This is a genomic window from Faecalibacterium taiwanense (genome assembly GCF_036632915.2).
In the GTDB taxonomy this organism is placed as follows: domain Bacteria; phylum Bacillota; class Clostridia; order Oscillospirales; family Ruminococcaceae; genus Faecalibacterium; species Faecalibacterium taiwanense.
Genome location: NZ_CP155552.1, coordinates 352,606 through 373,581 on the forward strand (window position 1 = coordinate 352,606; position 20,976 = coordinate 373,581).

Below are 20,976 nucleotides of genomic sequence, written 5' to 3' on the forward strand. Positions count from 1 at the left end.
AAGAGCAGGACAAACAAAAGGGCCTTTCGACTCTCCCCTTGCTTGTTCTGCTCGATCCTCTGAACAAACTTTTATTGTCTTTATGATAATGCGATCTGCACAAGATGTCAAGCGTTTGTTGAAAATTTAAAGCTCATTTTTACCTGTGCAGCCTTTTCCTGCTCTTTGCGGGCGCGGAGGCTTTTGGCAGAGCACGGCCTGCTGCAGCATGGCCTGCAGCGCTGCGCCCGGCCACAAGGCCGGAGCCGAACGCCCAGTGCAGGTTAAAACCGCCGCAGCTGCCTGCGCAGTCCAGCGTTTCGCCCACAAAGTAAAGGCCCGGACAGCCCTTGAACTGGAAGTGCTGATCCACCTCCCGCAGGGCCAGCCCGCCGCCGGTGGTCTGGGCCTGCTTCCAGCTGCAGGGGGTCAGCCCCTCAAAGCGCCAGTGCTTGGCGGTGTGGGCCAGCTTCTGCCACTGTGCGGCGGTGAGCACGGCAGGCGCGTCGCTGTCCTGCAGCCCGGCGGCAGACCACACAGTACGGCCCAGCTTCTGGTTCAGCAGGCCCAGCCAGAAGTCAGCGGCGCTGCCCCCTGCCGTCTGGGCGGCGTGGGCCGCAAACAGGCTGGCAAGTGCGGTTTCGTCCACTGCCGGGAAGAGGTCCAGCTCCACAGCAGGAGCCTTGGGGCCGCGGCCCGGGGCCAGCAGGCCGGACAGCTGCATGATGCAGATGCCGGAAAGGCCGTAATCGGTGAACTGTACCTCGCCGTTCTCGCAGGCAAGCACATGGGTACCGTCCAGCAGGGATGCTGCTGCCTTGGCACGGATGCCAGCCAGCGCTTTGCGGGGCTTTGCGCACTGCAGGGCGGTCAGGCAGGGGTACAGCGGCTCCACCCTGCCGCCGCACTGGGCGGCGAACCGGGTGCCAAAGCCGTCGGTGCCGAACTGCGGCCCTGCCTCGCCGCCCATGGCGCAGATGACGGCATCGGCGCGCAGCGTTTCGGCAGAGCCCTCTGCCGTCTCGAACTGCACGGCGTAGCCGCTGCGGCTCTGGCTCAGGGTGCGCACGGTGCAGCCGGTGCGCAGCTGCACATGGTGCTGCGCAAGGTGATGCTCCAGCAGGGCCAGCACGTCCGCCGCCTGATTGGAGTACGGATACACCCGGCCCGCCTCGTCGGTGCGGGTGTAAAGCCCCAGCGCATGGAACCAGCGCAGCGGGTCGGCGGTATTTACGGCATCCAGCAGCGGACGAAGTGCTGCCGGGTCGGCAGTGAAATACAGCTCCGGTGCAATGCCGGTGTTATCCAGATTGCAGCGGCCATTGCCGGTGGCAAGCAGCTTTTTGCCCGGCTTCGGGTTGCGCTCCAGCACAATGACCTGTGCAGCGGGGGCACTTTGTGCCGCCGCCAGCGCGGCTGTAAGACCGGCGGCACCGCCGCCCAGAATGAGGATGTTCGGCATCCGGACACCTGCCTTTCTCAGTAGAATTTTAGGATCTGTCTTCATAAGCGGGGTGCTGTGCTTATGAAAACGGCTTTTTGTATCATTGTAGCAGAACCCTGCCGGAAACGCAACGAAGAGGCAGCTTTCCGTGCAGGTCTTTTTGCGCGGGGGCAGCAGGTATAAATGGCCCGGCCTGACAGATACTAGTGCTGCAGGCATTTTTAAGGAAACGGAGGAGCAAAAACATGAAAGCAACAGGAATCGTGCGCCGCATCGACGAGCTGGGCCGGGTGGTGATCCCCAAGGAGATCCGCCGCACCCAGCGCATCCGCCGCGGCGACCCGCTGGAGATCTTCACCACAGGCGACGGCGAGGTGATCTTTAAAAAGTATTCGCCCATTGGCGAGATGAACGCAGTGGCGGCCCAGTATACCGAGGTGCTCAGCAAAAGCTTTGCGCTGACCGCACTGGTGGCCGACCGTGACCGCATCCTTACGGTGAGCGGCTCCGGCCGGCGGGAGCTGGCCGACCGCAGCATCAGCCAGCCGCTGGAAAAGCTGATGGATGGCCGCAGGTTGTACCAGAGCGAGGGCATTGCCGAAAAGTGCATCCTGCCCTGCGAAGGCTCGCCCCGAGCAGTGCTGTGTGCCGCACCCATCATTGCGGCAGGCGATGTGACCGGCGTGGTGGCCCTGCTGACCGAAGACCGCACGGCCACGCCGGATGCCGCCCAGCTCAAGGCCGTGAATGTGGCAGCGGCATTTCTGGCAAGGCAGATGGAAGAGTAAAGAACATGCCGGAGCGCTTTCCTTATAATAAGGAGGGCGCTTTCTTCGTTTATGACAGAATTATGAATCTTTTAAAACATTTTTCCAAGGGGCTTGACAGCACCGGAAAATTGGCTATAATGGTCTTAGCACTCAGGAACAAGGAGTGCTAAACAAACAAAGCGAACGCAAAAAGGAGGCAGGCGCTATGACGATGGATGCACGCAAGCAGCGAGTCTTGCAGGCGATCGTGGCGCTGTATGGTCTCGAAGGCGAGCCCGTTGGCAGCAGCGTGCTGGCAAACTACTTTGACATGGCAGTTTCCAGCGCAACGCTTCGCAATGAGATGGCGGCGCTGACAAAGCTGGGTCTGCTGGAGCAGCCCCACACCAGCGCGGGCCGTGTGCCCAGTGCCAAGGGCTACCGTTACTACCTTGATAATCTGCTGACCGACGATCAGCCGCTGGATCGTGTGAGCCGCGCCCGTGTGGATGCGGTGTTCGCAAGCCTTGACCACGAGCCGGAAAAGCTGGCCGCAGGTGCCGCCAAGGCGCTGGCCGCCATCAGCGGCTGCACCGCCGCCATCAGCACCCCGTGTGCCGAGGATCTGTGCATCGCCCACTATGAAGTGGTTCAGGTGGGCCGCAGCGCAGCGGCTGTGCTGGCCGTTACCACGGCCGGTTACGTTCGTACCCGTGTGGCACGGGTGCGCACCGGTCTTTCCCGCGAGAATGCGGCAGCACTTGCCGCACTGCTCAACCGCAACCTTACCTTTGTAGCGCCGGTGGATCTTTCCACCCGGCTGCTGGCAGAGCTGTGCAGCCAGATCGACCCGGAGCTGGTGCCTGTCATCAGCGCGGCGGCTGCCATCCTGCAGGATTCCGTCAAGCCCCACGTATTTCTGGGCGGCGAGCAGTACCTGCTGGACTGGCCCCAGCTGGACGGCAAGGTGGGCGACATCCTCACACTGCTGAACGACGAGGAGCAGGCCGCTGGCCTGATCGCACCTCCGGCAGAACGCAGTGAGAGCGTGCTGCTGGGCGAGGATCTGGAACCGCAGATCCCGGGCCTGTGCATCGTGAGCGACCGGTATCTGGTGGGCGGAGGCCTGTGGGGCTCCATTGCATTGATCGGCCCCACCCGGATGCCCTTCCAGAAGCTGATGCCGCTGCTGCATTACTTTGCAGACCAGCTGGGCGAGGGCATGAGCGGCAAACGAAAAGACACCCCACAGGCTGCCGTACCCCGGCGGACTGTGATCTATAAGGAGGATCTGGAATGAGCGAAGAAGCAAAAAAGACGGCTCCGGCTCAAGAAGCGGAGCAGCCCGAAACGGCTCCCGAGGAAAAGGCCCAGCAGGCAGCACCCGAACAGGAACCTGCTGCTGAAGCTGCCGACCCGAAGGATGACAAGAAGAAGGATGGCGGCTGGTTCAACAAGAAGGCCCGTGAGCTGGAAGCCGTAAAGGCAAAGCTGGACGCGGCCGAAGCCAACGCTGCACAGGCCAAAGACCAGCTGCTGCGCATGGCAGCGGAGTACGAGAACTACCGCAAGCGCTCCACTCGCGAAGCCGACCAGAAGTTCAACGATGGCATTTCCTTTGCGGTGAACCAGATCATTCCCATTCTGGATACGCTGGAGATGGCAGCAAATGCCCCCACCACCGACGAGAACTACAAAAAGGGCGTGACCATGACGCTGGACAAGGCCGCCAAGGCGCTGGATGCCCTCCATGTGGAGGAGATCGAGGCGCTGGGCAAGCCCTTTGACCCCAACTTCATGAACGCAGTGCAGCAGATCCCCGCCCCGGACGGACAGGAGAGCGGCACCGTCATCACGGTCTACCAGAAGGGCTACAAGCTGGGCGATAAGATCGTCCGCCATGCGACCGTTGTAGTGGCCGAATAACAAAGCAGAAACCCGAAAGGGTTTTGAATATAACATCCGCTTAGCAACATTTGAGCATCACATAAACAATAAGAGTTGTTCTTTCGAGAGGAGTTTTCATTATGAGTAAGATCATTGGTATCGATCTTGGTACTACCAACAGCTGCGTGGCTGTCATGGAGGGCGGCGAGCCCGTTGTTATCGCAAACTCTGAGGGTGCACGCACCACCCCGTCTGTGGTCGGCTTTACCAAGACCGGCGATCGTCTGGTGGGTCAGGTCGCAAAGCGTCAGGCCATCACCAACCCCGAGAACACCGTCGCTTCCATCAAGCGCTTCATGGGCACCGACCACAAGGTGACCCTGAATGGCAAGGAGTACACTCCCCAGCAGGTCAGCGCTATGATCCTGCAGAAGCTGAAGGCTGATGCCGAGGCTTATCTGGGCGAGCCTGTTACCGAGGCTGTCATTACCGTTCCTGCATACTTCAACGACAGCCAGCGTCAGGCTACCAAGGACGCAGGCACCATTGCAGGCCTGAACGTCAAGCGTATCATCAACGAGCCTACTGCCGCTTCTCTGGCATATGGCATCGATAAGGAAGAAGACCAGAAGATCATGGTCTACGATCTGGGCGGCGGCACCTTCGATGTGTCCATCATCGAGATGGGCGACGGCGTTACCGAAGTTCTGGCCACCAACGGTGATACCCATCTGGGCGGCGATGACTTCGATGAGCGCATCATCAACTGGATGGCAGATGCCTTCCAGACCGAGAACGGCATCGACCTGCGTAAGGACAAGATGGCCGCGCAGCGTTTGAAGGAAGCTGCTGAGAAGGCAAAGATCGAGCTGTCCAGCGCAATGAGCAGCCAGATCAACCTGCCCTTCATCACTGCCGATGCTACCGGCCCCAAGCACTTGGATATGACCCTGACCCGCGCAAAGTTCAACGAGCTGACCGCGGATCTGGTCGATCGCACCATGGGCCCCGTCCGCAAGGCTCTGCAGGATGCAGGCCTGCGTCCCTCTGACCTGAAGAAGGTCCTGATGGTCGGTGGTTCCACCCGTATCCCCGCTGTCTACGATGCAGTCAAGAAGGAACTGAACTGCGAGCCCTTCAAGGGCATCAATCCCGATGAGTGCGTGGCTGTGGGCGCTGCTATTCAGGGCGGCGTGCTGCAGGGCGATGTCAAGGGTCTGCTGCTGCTGGATGTCACCCCGCTGAGCTTGGGCATTGAAACTCTGGGCGGCGTGTGCACCAAGATCATCGACCGCAATACCACCATCCCCACCCACAAGAGTCAGGTGTTCTCCACCGCTGCAGACAACCAGCCCTCTGTTGAGGTCAACGTTCTGCAGGGCGAGCGTGAGTTCGCACGCGACAACAAGAGCCTGGGTGTCTTCCATCTGGACGGCATCGCTCCGGCTCCCCGTGGTGTGCCTCAGATCGAAGTTACCTTCGATATCGATGCAAACGGCATCGTGAAGGTCAGCGCAAAAGATCTGGGTACCGGCAAGGAGCAGAACATCACCATTACCGCTTCCACCAACATGTCCAAGGAGGACATCGACAAGGCTGTGAAGGAAGCTGAGCAGTTTGCTGCCGACGATAAGAAGAAGCGTGAAGAGGTCGATATCCGCAACGGTGCCGACCAGATGGTGTTCCAGACCGAGAAGATGCTGAAGGAAAACGGCGACAAGCTGCCCGCCGACGTGAAGAGCGAGGCCGAGAGCAAGCTGGCCGATCTGAAGACCGCTGTTCAGTCCGGCAACGTGGACGACATCAAGGCAAAGCAGGAAGCCCTGAGCCAGGTGTTCGAGAAGATGTATCAGGCAGCCGCTGCCGCACAGCAGGCCGCCGGTGCACAGCCCGGCCCCGACGCAGGTGCAAACAACCAGCAGAAGCCGGGTGATGACGGCGTTGTGGATGCCGACTTCAAGGAAGTCTGATAAAAAACACAGCAGTGTGTGCCCGGCCAAACCGGCGGACGCACGCGTGGAATAGCAAAAGCCGCTCCGGTTTTGCCGGAGCGGCTCTTGCTGGTTATAGAGCGAGGAACCAACCGGGGCGTTTCCCGGATCAAACGTTCCCGGAGAGGTGAGTGGATATGGCACAGGAAAAGCGTGATTACTACGAAGTGCTGGGGGTATCCAAGACTGCGACCGATGCCGAGATCAAAAAGGCATACCGCAAGCTTGCAATGAAATACCACCCGGACTATAACCCCGGCGATAAGGACGCCGAGGAAAAGTTCAAGGAAGTAAACGAAGCAAACGAGGTGCTTTCGGACCCGAAGAAGCGCCAGCTGTACGACCAGTACGGCTTTGCAGGTGTTGACCCTGCCTATGCAGCACAGAACGGCGGCGGCCCCGGTGCGGGCGGCTTTGGCGGTTTTGGCGGCGACGGCGTGGATCTGGGCGACATTTTCGGCGATATCTTTGGCGGCGGCTTCGGCGGCTTTGGCGGTTCGTCCCGTCAGGCAAACCCCAACGCACCGCGCAAGGGTCAGGATATCCGCGTGCGCATCACCCTGAGCTTTGACGAGGCCGTGCACGGCTGCAAGAAGAACATCACCATCACCCGCCAGCAGGAGTGCACCGAGTGCCACGGCAGCGGCTGTGCCGCCGGTTCCAGCCCCGAGACCTGCCCGGACTGCGGCGGCCGCGGCTTCGTGATCCGTCAGCAGCGCACCCCCTTTGGTGTGATGCAGACCCAGCAGCCCTGCTCCCGCTGTGGCGGCAAGGGCAAGCTGGTCAAGAATCCCTGCAAGGTCTGCCATGGCAGCGGCAAGGTGGCTGCTAAAAAGACGCTGGAGGTGTCCATTCCCATGGGCATCGACGACGACCAGAGCTTTGCACTGCGCGGCATGGGCGATGCCGGTGCAAACGGCGGTCCTTCCGGTGATGTGATCGTCATGGTCACGGTGCGCCCCAGCGAGGTGTTCCAGCGCGATGGCTACGATGTGTGGGTCACCGTGCCCATCACTTACAGTCAGGCCGTGCTGGGCGACACCGTGCAGGTGCCCTCCATTGACGGCAAGGTGGAGTACACCGTGCCCGAGGGCACCCAGAGCGGCACCACCTTCCGCCTGCGCGGCAAGGGCATCCAGTACCTGAATGGCCGCGGCCGCGGTGATATGTACGTCAAGTGCGAGGTGGAGATCCCCAAGAAGCTGAACAAGACCCAGCGGGAGGCCCTGAAGAAGTTCGAGGGCACCCTGAAAGAAGAAAACTACGAAAAACGCAAGGGCTTCTTCAAAAAGCTGAAGGACATGTTCAACAACTGAGACTGAAAACCGCATGACATAAAAAGCGGCGGCACTTCCCAAACGGGAGGTGCCGCCGCTTTTGCTTTTTCAGAACAGAGACCGGGACTTAGTTGCCGAAGATCAACAGGGCGTTGGGCACAAGGCCGATGATGGTTGCGCAGGAACCAATGAACCAGAAGCTGCAGCCGATGTCATGGATGGTGTTCGTGGGGCTTTTTTCAGCATGGGCAACCAGAGCGTTCATGCCGTTTTCCACCCAGTTGGAGTTGATATTTGCCTTGCGGTAATCGTGGATGGCAGAAACAGCCTTGTACCAGCCGTACAGCGGGAACCATGCCATGGCGGCTTCCACAACACCTACGCCGCCTTCGGTGTAGGTCATTTCTTCGCAGGACAGAACGTTGTAGGAAGCAGGCATCATGATTTTGTTTTCCATAATAACACTCCTTTGAATCAAAGCTATCCAGACAGTGCAAGATCGCACTGTTTAAAACCCAAAAATAAACCGGGATATGCGCTTGGAGATCGTTCTCATAAAGCAGGGCGCGCCGCCGCATGACGCGAGTAGTTGCTTGCAGGAAAAGGAAAGCAGTGCTGTTCTCTGCAGGCAAAAGACCGTTCAGACGGTATACAGTGCTCAGGCAGCCGATTTCTTATTTCTGCTTGATGAAAAGCCCGCGGCCCTCTATGGCGGAAAAGGCCGCGGGTAAAGGGGTCTTTGGTCTCTCCGGACGGATCTTATGAGCAGGGTCAGAGCAGGACGATGGCAGCATTGACCAGAAAACCAACGCCGGTAGCGCTGGTCGCGGTGACCCAGACGATGCGTCCCAGATCACGCAGCATGTTCTGCGCACTGGAATCCATATCGCGGCTCAGAGCATCCAGACCGGTATCCAGCCAGTCGTTGGGGTGGCTCTTGCGGTAGTTGCGCATGGCGGTAACACCCATGTACCAGCCAATGGGCGGAATCCAGTTCAGCAGAGCTTCCGTAAAGGTAGCACCGCCCTCGGTGTAGGTCATCTCTTCGCAGGAAAGAACGTTGTAGGAAGCAGGCATCATGATCTTGTTTTCCATAATAACACTCCTTTGAATCAAAGATCGTATCAGCACATTCTATGCACTGTTCACACCAGATCGAACCATCGATGAAGAACAACTGCTCTATATCGCCATTGTACAACACCCGTTGATTTTTTGCAAGGGGTGAATGGGCAGAGTGCGCAAAAACTGGAGAGACTTCCGAAAAGAACTAGAAAAATTTGTGAAAAAAGACTGCAATAATTTGACATAAAACAACAGCGCCCTTTCCTTTGCGGAAAAGGCGCTGCCATGTTTACCCGGCCACACCGGCACGGTAGAGGTACGGGTCGCTCTTGAAGCTGTCAAAGCTGTACAGCACCAGGATCTGGTCATAATCGTTATCCGCGATCAGCTGATCCAGACCGTAGTTGTAGTTGCGGAAGTCCACCACATCGATCTGGGCGTAGTTTGCCGTCAGATACGGTGCAAAGCAGTTGGCGTAGCTGTCCTTGATCACCAGAATGCGCCCGATGCCGTCGCCCTCAATGCGGCTCAGGCCGTTGTTGCCATGCAGGAACATGGCATACTTATCGTACACGTTCAGCTTGTCCGTGTCGTACAGGCCGGTGGTCTGGCCGTCTGCGGGCTGACCTGCAGCGGTGACATTATAGATGGTCAGGCTGTTCGGCAGGTCGTAGTAGGTGATAGTATCCGGCACGGCATTCCATGTGCGGGCCTTGGAGTAGTGGGTGCCGTAGAAATTTTCGGCGGTCAGAGCCGTGTGCGCGGCGGGGTCGAAGGGGGTCAGGCCCAGCGCACCGCACAGCTGCTGGTAGGCGTAGTATGCGCCAAGGCTCGTCCAGTGATGGTCGGTGCGGTAGTAGATATATTCGTCCTTGTGTTCGGCAAGGGTCTGCCGCACATCCACAAAGCGCCCTCCGGCGGCCTGTACGGCGGCGGAAAGCTGGTCGAGATAGGCATCCTCGTCCAGCAGCGGCGCGTTTGCAGGCACGTTTTCCGGGTAAATGACCGATGCTGCCGGGGCCAGCAGTACATCCACCTTACCCGGGTGGCGCTGGCACAGTGCTTCCACAGCGGCGGTGTTCTTGGGCAGGGTGCGGTTCTCGCTGTCCAGCAGGCTGAAGGTGCGGGGGAACATCATGTGCTCTTTGCCCAGCAGGATGCCGCCGTTCTGCTCCTTCTGCAGCAGGGTGGTCTCCACTACGCTCTGCAGGCTGATCCACTCATCGCGGCCGAACACCTGATCCTTCACGTACTTTGTGTAGGCGGTAAAGTAGCTGTTCAGCCCCTTGGCGGAAAGCTGGGTCAGCGCCGGGCGCTGGGAAAGGGTGGTGTTTTCCATCTCGCTGTAGGCGCGGTCCGGTGTAATAAGGTCCAGTGCGAACAGACCAAGAAAGAACAGGCTGAACACCACCAGCACCGGGTAGTGCAGGAGCGAGGAAGATTTTTTGGAATGCTTGTCCATCTTCACGCCTCCTTAAAAGTTGAAATAGAGGAACGGGCTGTTGGTGCTGCCCACCACATAGGCGGTGGAGACCACCAGCAGCGCCAGAATGGCGGCACAGCGGGTGACGGCATTCTTTTTGAGCAGGTTCCAAATCTTTTCAATGAGCGGGGTGCAGCAGAGGATGCTGACCACCAGCAGCACACCGTAGTTGCGCAGGAAGTACAGCGGCGAAACACCGCCGGAAGGAACGAACAGCTTGTGGAACAGCAGGCCGAAGCTTACGCCCGTGTCGTTGCCCACAAACATGGCCCAGCCCACCACCACGAGGAACAGGGTGTAGATGTGGGGCCACACTCTGCCCTTTTGCAGGTGGGGCAGCAGGAACAGCTTTTCTACAGCCAGCAGCACAAAGTAGTACAGGCCCCAGCAGATAAAGTTCCAGTTCGCGCCGTGCCAGATGCCAGTGAGCAGCTCCACCACGAACAGGTTGAAGATCTGGCGCTTCAGGCCCTTGCGGTTGCCACCGAGAGGGATATACACATACTCCCGGAACCAGCCGGAAAGGGTCATGTGCCAGCGCCGCCAGAACTCGGTGATGGATGCGGAGATATAAGGGTAGTTGAAGTTTGCGGGGAAGTCGAAGCCCAGCATCTTGCCCATGCCAATGCCCATCATGGAGTAGCCGGAAAAGTCAAAGTAGAGCTGCAGGCTGTAGGCGATGATGCCCAGCCACACCAGCGGGGTGGATGCATTGGCAAGGCCCACAAAGGTGGTGGAAGGGCTGTCCGCAACGCCGATGATGTCTGTCCACAAAGCACCGATGGCATCCGCCAGCAGCACCTTTTTGGCAAGGCCAAAGGTGAACAGGGTCATGCCCTCTTCGAGCTGCTGCAGGCTGTAGCGGTGCCGGTATACGTGCAGCTGGTTCGAGACATCGCGGTATTTCACGATGGGGCCGGCGATCAGCTGAGGGAACATGACCACATAGGCACCAAAGTCGATGATATTACGCTCTGCCTTTACATCCCGGCGGTAAACATCGATGGAGTAGGAAAGGGTCTGGAAGGTGTAAAAGCTGATGCCCAGCGGCAGAGTGCCAATGCCCTGGATCTCGGCAAAGGCGGTGCCCAGCAGGGCGTTTGCGCTGCGCAGCACAAAGTTTGCGTATTTGAAGTAGAACAGCATCCCAAGGCTGCCAATGAGGGCCACCAGCAGAAATGTCCTGCGCAGGGCCGGCTTTTGGTCGAAGTGCTCGATGCACAGGCCGCTGATGTAGTTGATGAGGATGAGGGCCACCATGACCGGGAAAAACCGTACCTCGCCCCAGCAGTAGAACACCAGACTGCAGAGGAACAGCACGGTGTTCTTGAGCTTTGCGGGCGCAAGGTAATACAGCGCCAGCGTGATGGGCAGAAACCGGAACAGAAAGATGATGGTGCTGAAAACCAAAGCGTCAGCCTCCTTTTAGCCGAAAAAAGCCGATGCCGCAAATGGCACCGGCCTTGGGTGGATCCAGATTCAGTCTGCCAGTGCGCTGTCCACGGCGCTGTCCAGATCGGCAGTGCACTCGTTGGATGCGATCACCATGACAATGGTGTTGCCCTTGAAGGCGATGACAGCGTTCTCCACGTTATCCTGCGCCTGAGCAAACTCGGCGTAGTTGCCGTAGAAGGCCACCTGGTCCTGCTGGTAGGAAGCCAGCTGGTTGGCTACGTCCTCGGCCTTGCCGTCGGCAGCTTCGAGCACCAGCACCAGACCGGCATCGCCGTTGTCGTTGCTCTTCACGCCCTTGTAGCTCACCACGTCCTCAGCCTTCAGGCCGAAATCGTACTCAATGTTCATGGCTGCGATCTCGAACTGGTTGGAGATGGGGTCGGCTTCCAGCAGAGCATTGAAAACACCGTCCAGTGCATCAGAGCCGTTCTCGGCAGCATTGTCCACAACAGCGGATGCGGCGGCGCTGGAAGCGGGAGATTCCGCAGCAGCGGTGGAAACGGAGGAGGGAGCGGCCGAAGAGCTGGCGGAACCGCCGCAGCCGGTAAGAGCGACAGCAGCCAGCGCGCCGGTGAGAGCAATTGTAAAGATTTTTGTGCGATTTATCATAAAATATTCCTTCTTTTGTTCAAAACATTTTTGCAGCTGCCCAAAGCGGTCCTGCATCAGGGCAGACTATTGTTATCTTACCATAACTGTGTGCAAAATGCAACGAAAAGCCCCTTGGTTTTACGGATTTTTAACCGGTGATCTTCTCCCCTGCAGCAAGCTTCTGCAGCACGGCAACGGCATCCTCAAAGCACAGGCCGCTCTGCTGGATCAGGGCCGCATTTTCCGGCCCCACATAGCGCCAGTGCCACGGCTCGTAGGTGATCTCGGTAACGGCTTCTGCGTTTTTGGGGTACCGCAGGATGAAGCCGTATTCCACGGCATGGGCGCTCAGCCAGCGGAAGGCCTCGGTGTTTTCAAAGCCCTCGGTCAGGTCGGTGTGCTCCGGGCTGTTCAGGTCGGCAGCAAGGCCGCAGTTGTGCTCCGAGTAGCCCGGCGGGTTCACGATATTTGCCGCCTGCTTTTTCGCTTCGGCTTCGCTCAGGCCCTTATTGCGGAAATACTGGGTCTTTTTGTCGTAGAGGTTCTTCTGGTAGTCCACGCTGCGGTAGCCGCTCTGCATCCAGATGGTCACGCCGTCCTTTGCGGCGGCGGCCTGCATGGCGAGGAACGCATCGGCGGCTTCGGTCTGCAGGGTCTTATTCACAGCGGTGGCCGAGCCGCACGCCTTGGTGGTAAAGGTATGATCGTCCGGCATTTTGTTCGTGTGGTTCACCAGCACCATGCGGGGATCATCCAGAATGGCCTGCGCCTGCCGGGCGGTCAGCAGACTGCTTTCTGCCTCTGATGCTGCCGAGGCGCTGGACGTGGAAGTTGCCGAGGCGGCAGGCACAGCGGAACGGCTGTGCAGCACGAACGAGGCCCCGCCCACGGCAATGCAGGCCACGACGGTAACGGTGAGCACGCGCCGCACGGCGGGCCGCAGATGGCGGCGGTGATGAGGATGGACAGACGGATTCATCTGGAATACCTTCTTTCCGGTGGATGTGCATAGAGTTTGCTTCCTATGGGCAAGCTATGCCCGGAGGGGAAACAATATGAAAATGACAGCACAGGAATATGCGCGCCGGGTGCGGCGTGTGGGGCCGCACTCGCCCTTGGGGCTGGACTGCCTGTGGGCTTTTGGCGTGGGCGGCGGCATCTGCCTGCTGGGCGAAGTGCTGCGCCAGAGCTATCTTGCCATGGGCGTGGAAGACGACCTTGCCGGCACCCTGACCAGCTGCAGCCTGATCGTGCTCTCAGCGGTGCTTACCACGCTGGGCTGGTACCAGAAGCTGGCCGCAAAGGCCGGGGCCGGGTCGCTGGTGCCCATCACAGGCTTTGCCAATGCGGTGGTCAGCGCGGCCATCGAGTTCAAGGCCGAGGGACGGGTGCTGGGTACCGGGGCCAAGATGTTCACCATTGCCGGGCCGGTGATCGTGTACGGCACGCTGGCGGCGGTGGTGTACGGCGCGGTGCTGTGGGTGCTGGGCATGGCGGGTGTGCCTGTGCTGTCATAAACACGGGCAAGTGTGCCATAAGATTGCAGCATGATGTTATTATACAATATTTTATGGAACGTTTTTCATCTATTTTCCACGAAGGAGAAATTTTGCCTATGACGGTCCGGTGCGGGGATACCCTGCTGTTCCAGACACTGCCGGTGATCGCTGCGGGTGCAGCGGTGGGCGGCAAAAAAGAGAGCGAAGGCCCGCTGGCGGCAGAGTTCGACGAGCTGAGCGCAGACAACCGCTTTGGCCAGTCCAGCTGGGAAGCTGCGGAAAAATACCTGCAGCTGCGCGCCGCGCGGCTGTGCCTGCAAAAGGCGGCGCTTCCGCAAGAAAAGGTGCAGCTGGCCCTTGCCGGGGATCTGCAGGCCCAGTGCACGGCATCCAGCTATGCCATGCGGGAGCTGGGCGTGCCCTTTGCCGGGCTGTTCGGGGCCTGCAGCACCATGGCCGAGGGCCTTGCGCTGGGCGCTGCTCTGTGCGAGGGCGGTGCTGCGCGCAATCTGCTGGCCATGGCTTCCAGCCACTTCTGCGCGGCAGAGCGGCAGTTCCGCACGCCGCTGAGCTACGGCGCGGTGCGCACGCCCACGGCCCAGTGGACTGCCACCGCTGCCGGATGCTGCCTTTTGCAGCCGCAGGGCGAAGGCGTTGGCATTGCCGCTGCCACCTTTGGCCGTGTGCAGGATTATCAGGTAAAGGACATCAACAATATGGGGGCTGCCATGGCCCCGGCAGCGGCTTCCACCCTGCTGCACTATTTTAAGGATACCGGCACCGAACCGCAGGAGTTCGACTGCATCTATACCGGCGACCTTGGGCAGGTGGGCAGTCAGCTGCTGCGGGAGCTGCTGGCCGCAGAAGGCTTGCTGATCAAAAACCATGTGGACTGCGGGTGCATCCTGTTCGACGCAAACGAGCAGAGTGTAAAGAGCGGCGGCTCCGGCCCGGGCTGCTGCGCGGCGGTGCTGTGCGGGCACATCCTGCCGCGCCTGCGCCGGGGCAGCCAGAAGCGGGTGCTGTTTACAGCCACCGGGGCCCTGATGAGCCAGACCACCTTTTTGCAGAAGGAGACCATCCCGGCGGTGGCGCATCTGGTGGAGCTGCGTGCGCTGGAAAAGGAGAAGTAAGATGAACTATTTCTGGGCTTTCTGTGTGGGCGGGGCCATCTGCGTGGCGGGACAGCTGCTCATCGACCTGACCGGCCTGACCCCGGCCCGCATCCTGACCGGATATGTGGTGGCGGGCGTGGTGCTTTCGGCCATTGGGTGGTATGCCCCGCTGGCCGAGTTTGCCGGGTGCGGGGCCACGGTTCCCCTGCTGGGCTTTGGCCATCTGCTGGCAAAGGGCGTGCGCACCGCGCTGCAGGAAGAAGGTGCTGTGGGCATCCTCACCGGCGGGCTGACCGCCGCTGCGGCCGGTGTTACCACCAGCCTTGTGTGCGGCGTGGTGTGCAGCTGGGTGGGCAAAAGTCACGACCAGAACTGAAGAAGAAATACACAAGAACATTGCTGCTTTGTCCGCCACCCTTCGCCCTGTTTTTCCACCGCACTGCGGTAAACTGTGCAAAACAGGAGGTGATGCGGATGAAGCACCGCTGGACGACCCTTTTGTGGGAGCTTTGGGCTGCACAGGCCTTGTGCGCGGTGGCAGCCCTGCCGCCGGGCAGTGCGTTCCATACATGCCCGGCACTGGCGCTGCCGGGGCTGGCCCTTGCGGCGGCGGTGCCCACGGCATGGGCTGCGTGGGCGCTGCTGGCCGAGCCGCCCGACGGCCTGCCGCCGGAGCAGCTTCTGGAGCAGGCACCGGGGTTCGATTTTGCCACCCTGTGCGATTTTGAGCGGCCTGCTGCCGTGCCCTGAAAAGCGGGCAAAACAAAAACCCCTGTGCCGGGAACCCGGTACAGAGGTTTTGTTCGTCAATCAGAAAGCGATCAAGCGTTCTTGTTAGCACGCTTTGCCATACGGCTGATCTTGCGGCTGGCGGTGTTCTTTTTGATGACACCCTTAGCGCGAGCCTTGTCGATCGCGGAAACAGCAGCCAGGACGGTTGCGTCCTTGTCAGCGGCATTCGCATCGATGGCAGCGTCTGCCTTCTTGACGACTGTTTTCAGGTTGGTCTTAATGGCCTTGTTGTGAGCCTGCTCTGCAGCAGCCTGCACGACGCGGTCCTTCTGAGATTTGATGTTAGGCATTCGTTCCACCTCCTTGGCTACCTATAACAGCGCACCCTATGATACCATATTTCGCGTACCAGCGCAAGCGTTTTTTTGATTTTTGTTTAGAAAAGTTTTATTTTTTCCATACTTTCTGCGTGCAGAGGGGGCATTTGGCCCCAAAACAGGCAGGAGGAGCAGAAAAATGCGTTTTACCGATATGGCAGACGAGATGTTTGGCGCGGCACAGGGGGCGCTGCCTGCCGGGGTAAGGCTTGCCACAGCAAAGCGCGGCGGGGTCACAATAACGCGGGTGGAGATCGCGCGCGAAGGGCTGGCGAAGCCCCGCGGACGGTATGTCACGCTGGAAATGCCCAGCGTCAGCGTGCTGGACGAGCGGGACGCTGCGGTGATCGAGACCTGTGCGGCAGAACTGCGCGCCCTGCTGCCGCCGGAAGGGCCGGTGCTGGTGCTGGGCATCGGGAACCGGCGGGTCACGGCGGATGCCCTCGGCCCGCGCACGGCGCAGAAGATTTTAGTCACCATGGGGCCGCAGCACACGCTGCCGGTAAAAGGCATCCGGCCGGTGGCCGCCATTGCGCCGGGGGTGTCGGCCTCCACCGGGCTGACTCTGCGCCAGCTGGCCGGGGCCATGGTGGAAGCGGTGCGGCCGGCGGCCCTGATCTGCGTGGACAGCCTTTGCAGTGCCGAGGGCGCGCGGCTGGGCCGCAGCGTGCAGTTCTCCGACACCGGGCTGTACCCGGCGCAGGCGGATCATGCAAAGCATCTGGACGCGGCAGCGCTGGGCGTGCCGGTGATCGCGGCGGGCATCCCCACCTTGATGGATTCGGACGAAGGAGCAGATCTTGTGGTCACGCCCCGGGCGCTGGACAGCGTGATCGCCCACGGCTCGGCTCTTCTGGCCGGTGCCATCAACCGGGCCTTGCAGCCAAGGCTCAGCGTGGCGCAGCTGTTCTGGCTGGCGGGGTAACACCGGTGGGCCGGAAGGGAGGTTATTTTATGCGCAGCAAAGCACTGCCGCCCGCCCGGGCGCAGGGGCATATCGTGCCGTTTCTGGAAGCGGCTGCTCTGTTTGCCGCACTGTGCATCTTTGCCCGCACGGCGGCACTGATGCTGGCTGCGGCCATTACTGCACCGCTGCCCATGGCCGAAACTCTTTTCTGGCTGGGGCGGCAGTCCGCACAGGAGCAGCCCGCATCATCTGTGCAGGTGGAAGCCGCACCGGACAGCACACCGGAAGCGGCGGCATCTTCTCTGCCGCAGGCCGTGCAGGCGCTGACCGGGAACATTGAGGACTACCTTGTGCCGCTGCTGGGCGAGGAAGCCCGCCCGGCGGATGCGGGGACTGTCATTGAAAAAAATTATCCGCAGGGCAGCGGCGAAAAGTACATTCCCTGCGGGGCGGGCAGCATCAAAAACAATACCCGGCAGACGGCGGCAGACATTGCGGCGGAGATCGAGAATCCGCTGCCCTTTGCCATTGAGCCGAACAGTCCCGACCCGCAGGTGCTGGTGATGCACACTCACGCCACCGAGGACTACCGCCTTTCGGCCGGGCTGTGGTTTGCCCCCGGCGATGGTGCCCGCAGCACCGACTGCAGCGTGAACATGTGCGCGGTGGGCCGTGTGGTGGCCGATACCCTCAATGCGGCGGGCATCAACACCCTGCACGACGAGACCCTGAACGACTACCCCAGCTACACCGGCAGCTATGCCAACAGCCGGGCCGTGGTGCAGCAGTATCTGGCCCGGTATCCCAGCATCAAGGTGGTGCTGGATGTTCACCGGGATGCCATCGAGACGGAAAGCGGCAGCCGCTATGCCCCGGTGTGCACGGTGGACGGGAGGCAGGCCGCACAGGTCATGATTATCTGCGGGTGCGACAACGGCACCACCGTTCAGCTGCCGGGCTGGCGGCAGAATTTGCGCTTTGCCGCTGCGTGGGAGCGCAGCATGGAAGGAATGTACCCCGGTTTTACCCGGCCGGTGCTGTTCAGCTACCGGTTCTACAATCAGGATCTGACCGCCGGCAGCCTGCTCATTGAGATCGGCGGGCACGGCAATAACCTGAACGAGGCTCTTTATGCCGGGCAGCTGGCGGCAAAGGGCCTTGCTGCCGCATTGCTGGGCGGTGCTTGACAAAACGCCGCCAAAGTGCTATTTTTTAAAAGTCAAATGCAAAGATCGGGAAAAGTAGCGCGGGCCGTCCGGCCCAGAGAGTGCGGCACAGCTGAGAGCCGCGCCCGCACGCCGCGTGAACGAACACCCGGGAGCAGCAAACTGAACATGGCAGCTGCCATTAGTAGGTGCGCCGCAGGCCCCGCGTTACAGGGGCAGCGCTTTTATTGAGCGCGTGAGCGACCGGACACTTCCGGTAATTCAGGTGGCACCGCGGACATTACAAGACAGCTTGTTCGCCCTGAACTTTCAGGGAGAACAAAGCTGTCTTTTTCATTTTATATCGAAAGGGAGAACAAACACTATGGAACGCACTGAGATCGTTTCGCTGTTCAAAAACACCCCCGCCGACGGCACCGAGATCACCGTCTGCGGCTGGGCAAAGAACATCCGCGACTCCAAGAACATCGGCTTCATCGCCCTGTCGGACGGCGGCTGCTTCAAGACCCTGCAGGTCGTGCTGGAAGCAGGCAAGCTGGCAAACTACGATGAGGTGATCCACACCGGTCTGTACAGCAGCCTGCGCGTCAAGGGCAAGCTGGTGCTCACCCCGCAGGCAAAGCAGCCCTTTGAGCTGAATGCCGACAGTGTGGAGATCCTGGGCGACTGCCCGGCGGACGAGTATCCGCTGCAGAAAAAGAAGATGAGCATGGAATATCTGCGCACCATGCCCACCCTGCGCCCCCGCACCAACACCTTCAACGCCGCTTTCCGCGTGCGCAGCGCCGCTGCCTACGCCATCCACAAGTTCTTCCAGGAGAACGGCTTCGTTTACTCTCACTCCCCGCTGCTCACCTCTTCCGACTGTGAGGGCGCAGGCGAGATGTTCCGCGTGACCACCCTCGACCTTGAGAATGTGCCCAAGAACGAGGACGGCACCGTGGATTACACGCAGGACTTCTTCGAGAAGCCGGTCAACCTGACCGTTTCCGGCCAGCTGGAAGCCGAGGCCATGGCTATGGCATTCGGCAAGGTGTACACCTTCGGCCCCACCTTCCGTGCCGAGAAGAGCTTTACCACCCGTCACGCCGCTGAGTTCTGGATGATCGAGCCGGAGATGGCCTTCTGCGACCTGAACGGCTACATGGACACCGCCGAGGCCATGACCAAGTACGTCATCCGCTACGTGCTGGACAACTGCCCGGATGAAATGGCCTTCTTCAACCAGTTCATCGACAAGGGCCTCATCGAGCGTCTGGAGCTGGTGGCAAACAGCGAGTTTGGCCGCATCAGCTACACCGAGGCCATCGAGATCCTGAAGAAGAACAACAAGAAGTTCCAGTTCCCTGTGGAGTGGGGCGTGGACATCCAGACCGAGCACGAGCGCTACCTGACCGAGGTGGTGTTCAAGAAGCCTGTGTTCGTCACCGACTACCCGAAGGAGATCAAGAGCTTCTACATGAAGCAGAACCCGGACGGCAAGACCGTGGCAGCCGCAGATATGCTGGTGCCCGGCATCGGTGAGCTGATCGGCGGCAGCCAGCGTGAAGAGAACTACGACAAGCTGGTGGCCCGCATGGACGAGCTGGGCATGGACAAGACCAACTACGATTGGTACCTGAACCTGCGCAAGTTCGGCGGCGTGGAGCACGCCGGCTACGGCTTGGGCTTCGAGCGCATGATCATGTACCTCACGGGCATCCAGAACATCCGTGACGTGCTGCCCTTCCCCGCACTGCATACGGCTTCTGATAAGCGCGCATACTTTTACCGGGCTGCTGCACCTTGCGGCGGCCCGTTTTTTGATAAGGAGCACAAAACAAGTGGAAAATATCTCTCCTGCCCTGCTGGACTGGTTTTACAAAAACCACCGCATCCTGCCCTTCCGCACCGACCCCAGCCCCTACCATGTGTGGCTCAGCGAGATCATGCTGCAGCAGACCCGGGTCTCGGCGGCACTGCCCTACTACGAACGCTTTCTCGCCGCCCTGCCGGACATTCCGGCCCTTGCCGCCTGCGAAGAGGAAAAGCTGCACAAGCTCTGGGAGGGTCTTGGCTACTACAGCCGGGTGCGCAACCTGCAAAAGGCTGCACGCATCGTCTGCGAGCAGTACGGCGGACAGCTGCCCGCCAACTATGATGCCCTGCGGGCCCTGCCCGGCATCGGGGACTACACGGCGGGAGCCGTTGCGTCCATCAGCTTCGGTATCCCGGTGCCCGCCGTGGACGGCAATGTACTGCGGGTGTTCTCCCGTTTGTACAACGACCCCGCTGCCGTCACGGAACCGGCAGTGAAAAAAGCGTTCACCGCCCGCGTGATGGAGCACCAGCCGCCGGATGCGCCCGGCGACTACAATCAGGCCCTTATGGAGCTGGGAGCGCTGGTCTGCGTGCCGAACGGTGCGCCCCTGTGCGAAAAATGCCCGCTCGCCCACCTGTGCGCCGCCCGTGCTGCGGGCACTGCATTGGAGCTGCCCCGCAAAGCAGCGCCCAAGCCCCGCAGACTGCAGCCTGTGACGCTGGCCCTGCTGGAAAGCCCGGCAGGTTTCCTTTTGCAGCAGCGGCCCCAAAAGGGCCTGCTTGCCGGGCTGTGGCAGCCGGTACTGTGGGAGGGTGAAGCCCTCGCAGCCGGAGAGGTCCTTGCCCGCCTGCAGGCCATGGGGCTGGATACCGGCACCGCCGCGCCGGAAGCGCTGCCCGCTGCAAAGCACATCTTCAGCCACATCGAGTGGCATATGAACGGCATCCTGCTGCATGTGCCCGCCCAAGATGCTCCGGCAGGCTGCGTCTGGGCCAGCCGGGAAGCTTTGCAGGCGGAGTATACCCTGCCCGGTGCGTTTAAGTCATATAAGAAGCTTATGGTATGAAATTTTGGCCTTTTTGACCTGAATGGTTGTAATTTTTGACAGGAACGGGTATAATAAAAGCCAACAAGCACTGGAATGAAAGCTGAAACATCGTTTCAACGAAAAAAGGAGTGTATTGAACCTATGAAGAAATCTTGTCTGGTCGCTGTGATCACTGTTCTGGCCGCTGTTGCCGGTGCCCTTGCTGCTGTTGCTGTTTACCTGCACCGCCGTGAGAAGGAGCTGGACGAGTACGAGCGTCTGCTGTTCGGCGAGGACGATGCTGCAACGGTAGAGCCGGAGGCTGCTGCCGAAGAGGCTGCCCCTGCAGAGGATGCTGCAGAATAAAAAACACGAACCGTAAACCTTCGGGCGCACCGGCAGTCTGCAAAAGGCTGTGCCGGTGCGCCCTT

At 60.2% G+C, this 20,976-nt stretch carries 21 protein-coding genes and 1 pseudogene; 14 read left to right on the forward strand and 8 right to left on the reverse strand.

Going from position 1 to position 20,976, the window contains the following annotated elements:
• Positions 1-139 precede the first annotated feature (139 nt).
• Entirely contained in the window at positions 140-1,441 is a 1,302-nt protein-coding gene (locus PXT33_RS01615) for an aminoacetone oxidase family FAD-binding enzyme (RefSeq protein WP_332375820.1), read from the reverse strand.
• A gap of 227 nt (positions 1,442-1,668) precedes the next feature.
• Here PXT33_RS01615 and PXT33_RS01620 point away from each other — a divergent pair, with 227 nt between their 5' ends.
• The 5 genes from PXT33_RS01620 to dnaJ all read left to right on the forward strand — a co-directional run bounded on the left by PXT33_RS01620 (position 1,669) and on the right by dnaJ (position 7,366).
• On the forward strand, positions 1,669-2,211 hold the full coding sequence (locus PXT33_RS01620) for a stage V sporulation T C-terminal domain-containing protein (RefSeq protein WP_097776925.1): 543 nt from the start codon (positions 1,669-1,671) through the stop codon (positions 2,209-2,211).
• 187 nt (positions 2,212-2,398) lie between these two features.
• A complete protein-coding gene (gene hrcA, locus PXT33_RS01625) occupies positions 2,399-3,472 on the forward strand; it encodes a heat-inducible transcriptional repressor HrcA (protein WP_120120417.1) in 1,074 nt (357 codons plus the stop codon).
• Positions 3,469-4,098, forward strand: a complete 630-nt coding sequence (locus PXT33_RS01630) for a nucleotide exchange factor GrpE (protein WP_005943579.1) — start codon at positions 3,469-3,471, stop codon at positions 4,096-4,098. The genes hrcA and PXT33_RS01630 overlap by 4 nt, the downstream gene beginning before the upstream one ends.
• A 101-nt stretch (positions 4,099-4,199) precedes the next feature.
• Positions 4,200-6,029, forward strand: coding sequence for a molecular chaperone DnaK (gene dnaK, locus PXT33_RS01635; protein ID WP_005943578.1), 1,830 nt, complete (start codon positions 4,200-4,202; stop codon positions 6,027-6,029).
• Between the two features lie 158 nt (positions 6,030-6,187).
• Entirely contained in the window at positions 6,188-7,366 is a 1,179-nt protein-coding gene (gene dnaJ, locus PXT33_RS01640) for a molecular chaperone DnaJ (protein ID WP_097781181.1), read from the forward strand.
• Between the two features lie 88 nt (positions 7,367-7,454).
• On the opposite strand, the gene PXT33_RS01645 is transcribed toward dnaJ, so the two are convergent.
• The 6 genes from PXT33_RS01645 to PXT33_RS01670 form a co-directional block, all read right to left on the reverse strand.
• Entirely contained in the window at positions 7,455-7,784 is a 330-nt protein-coding gene (locus PXT33_RS01645; RefSeq protein ID WP_332375821.1) for a hypothetical protein, read from the reverse strand.
• Between the two features lie 314 nt (positions 7,785-8,098).
• Complete coding sequence (locus PXT33_RS01650; protein ID WP_005943572.1) at positions 8,099-8,422, reverse strand: hypothetical protein; 324 nt, start codon at positions 8,420-8,422, stop codon at positions 8,099-8,101.
• Positions 8,423-8,681: 259 nt separating this feature from the next.
• Entirely contained in the window at positions 8,682-9,854 is a 1,173-nt protein-coding gene (locus PXT33_RS01655; RefSeq protein WP_332375822.1) for a DHHW family protein, read from the reverse strand.
• Positions 9,855-9,866: 12 nt separating this feature from the next.
• Positions 9,867-11,285 carry an MBOAT family protein gene (locus tag PXT33_RS01660; protein WP_097774622.1) on the reverse strand — a complete coding sequence of 473 codons (1,419 nt, stop codon included), beginning with the start codon at positions 11,283-11,285 and terminating at the stop codon, positions 9,867-9,869.
• Between the two features lie 69 nt (positions 11,286-11,354).
• Positions 11,355-11,939, reverse strand: coding sequence for a DUF4358 domain-containing protein (locus PXT33_RS01665; RefSeq protein WP_044953887.1), 585 nt, complete (start codon positions 11,937-11,939; stop codon positions 11,355-11,357).
• A 130-nt stretch (positions 11,940-12,069) separates the two neighbouring features.
• Positions 12,070-12,900, reverse strand: a complete 831-nt coding sequence (locus PXT33_RS01670) for a M15 family metallopeptidase (protein WP_242960042.1) — start codon at positions 12,898-12,900, stop codon at positions 12,070-12,072.
• Positions 12,901-12,976: 76 nt separating this feature from the next.
• Here PXT33_RS01670 and PXT33_RS01675 point away from each other — a divergent pair, with 76 nt between their 5' ends.
• From PXT33_RS01675 to PXT33_RS01690, 4 genes are all read left to right on the forward strand, one after another.
• Positions 12,977-13,438 (forward strand): SpoVA/SpoVAEb family sporulation membrane protein, encoded by a 462-nt coding sequence (locus PXT33_RS01675; RefSeq protein ID WP_332375823.1) that lies wholly within the window; start codon positions 12,977-12,979, stop codon positions 13,436-13,438.
• A 98-nt stretch (positions 13,439-13,536) separates the two neighbouring features.
• On the forward strand, positions 13,537-14,553 hold the full coding sequence (locus tag PXT33_RS01680; protein WP_332375824.1) for a stage V sporulation protein AD: 1,017 nt from the start codon (positions 13,537-13,539) through the stop codon (positions 14,551-14,553).
• Position 14,554: 1 nt separating this feature from the next.
• Entirely contained in the window at positions 14,555-14,911 is a 357-nt protein-coding gene (locus tag PXT33_RS01685) for a SpoVA/SpoVAEb family sporulation membrane protein (RefSeq protein WP_005943559.1), read from the forward strand.
• A 98-nt stretch (positions 14,912-15,009) separates the two neighbouring features.
• Positions 15,010-15,285 (forward strand): peptidoglycan synthetase, encoded by a 276-nt coding sequence (locus PXT33_RS01690; protein ID WP_118527663.1) that lies wholly within the window; start codon positions 15,010-15,012, stop codon positions 15,283-15,285.
• A gap of 71 nt (positions 15,286-15,356) precedes the next feature.
• Here PXT33_RS01690 and rpsT read toward each other — a convergent pair whose 3' ends face one another.
• Positions 15,357-15,617, reverse strand: a complete 261-nt coding sequence (gene rpsT / locus PXT33_RS01695) for a 30S ribosomal protein S20 (RefSeq protein ID WP_005943554.1) — start codon at positions 15,615-15,617, stop codon at positions 15,357-15,359.
• A gap of 166 nt (positions 15,618-15,783) precedes the next feature.
• Here rpsT and gpr point away from each other — a divergent pair, with 166 nt between their 5' ends.
• From gpr to PXT33_RS01720, 5 genes and pseudogenes are all read left to right on the forward strand, one after another.
• Positions 15,784-16,569, forward strand: a complete 786-nt coding sequence (gene gpr / locus PXT33_RS01700; protein ID WP_005943552.1) for a GPR endopeptidase — start codon at positions 15,784-15,786, stop codon at positions 16,567-16,569.
• Positions 16,570-16,598: 29 nt separating this feature from the next.
• Positions 16,599-17,738: a stage II sporulation protein P gene (spoIIP, locus tag PXT33_RS01705; protein ID WP_097774625.1), complete on the forward strand. Its 1,140-nt coding sequence runs from the start codon at positions 16,599-16,601 to the stop codon at positions 17,736-17,738.
• A gap of 343 nt (positions 17,739-18,081) precedes the next feature.
• Positions 18,082-19,469, forward strand: a pseudogene (asnS, locus tag PXT33_RS01710) (asparagine--tRNA ligase).
• 71 nt (positions 19,470-19,540) lie between these two features.
• The gene (locus PXT33_RS01715) at positions 19,541-20,584 is read left to right on the forward strand and encodes an A/G-specific adenine glycosylase (RefSeq protein WP_332375826.1); all 1,044 of its coding nucleotides are present in this window, start codon (positions 19,541-19,543) and stop codon (positions 20,582-20,584) included.
• 123 nt (positions 20,585-20,707) lie between these two features.
• Positions 20,708-20,911, forward strand: coding sequence for a hypothetical protein (locus PXT33_RS01720; RefSeq protein ID WP_044953882.1), 204 nt, complete (start codon positions 20,708-20,710; stop codon positions 20,909-20,911).
• The last annotated feature ends 65 nt before the right edge of the window (positions 20,912-20,976 follow it).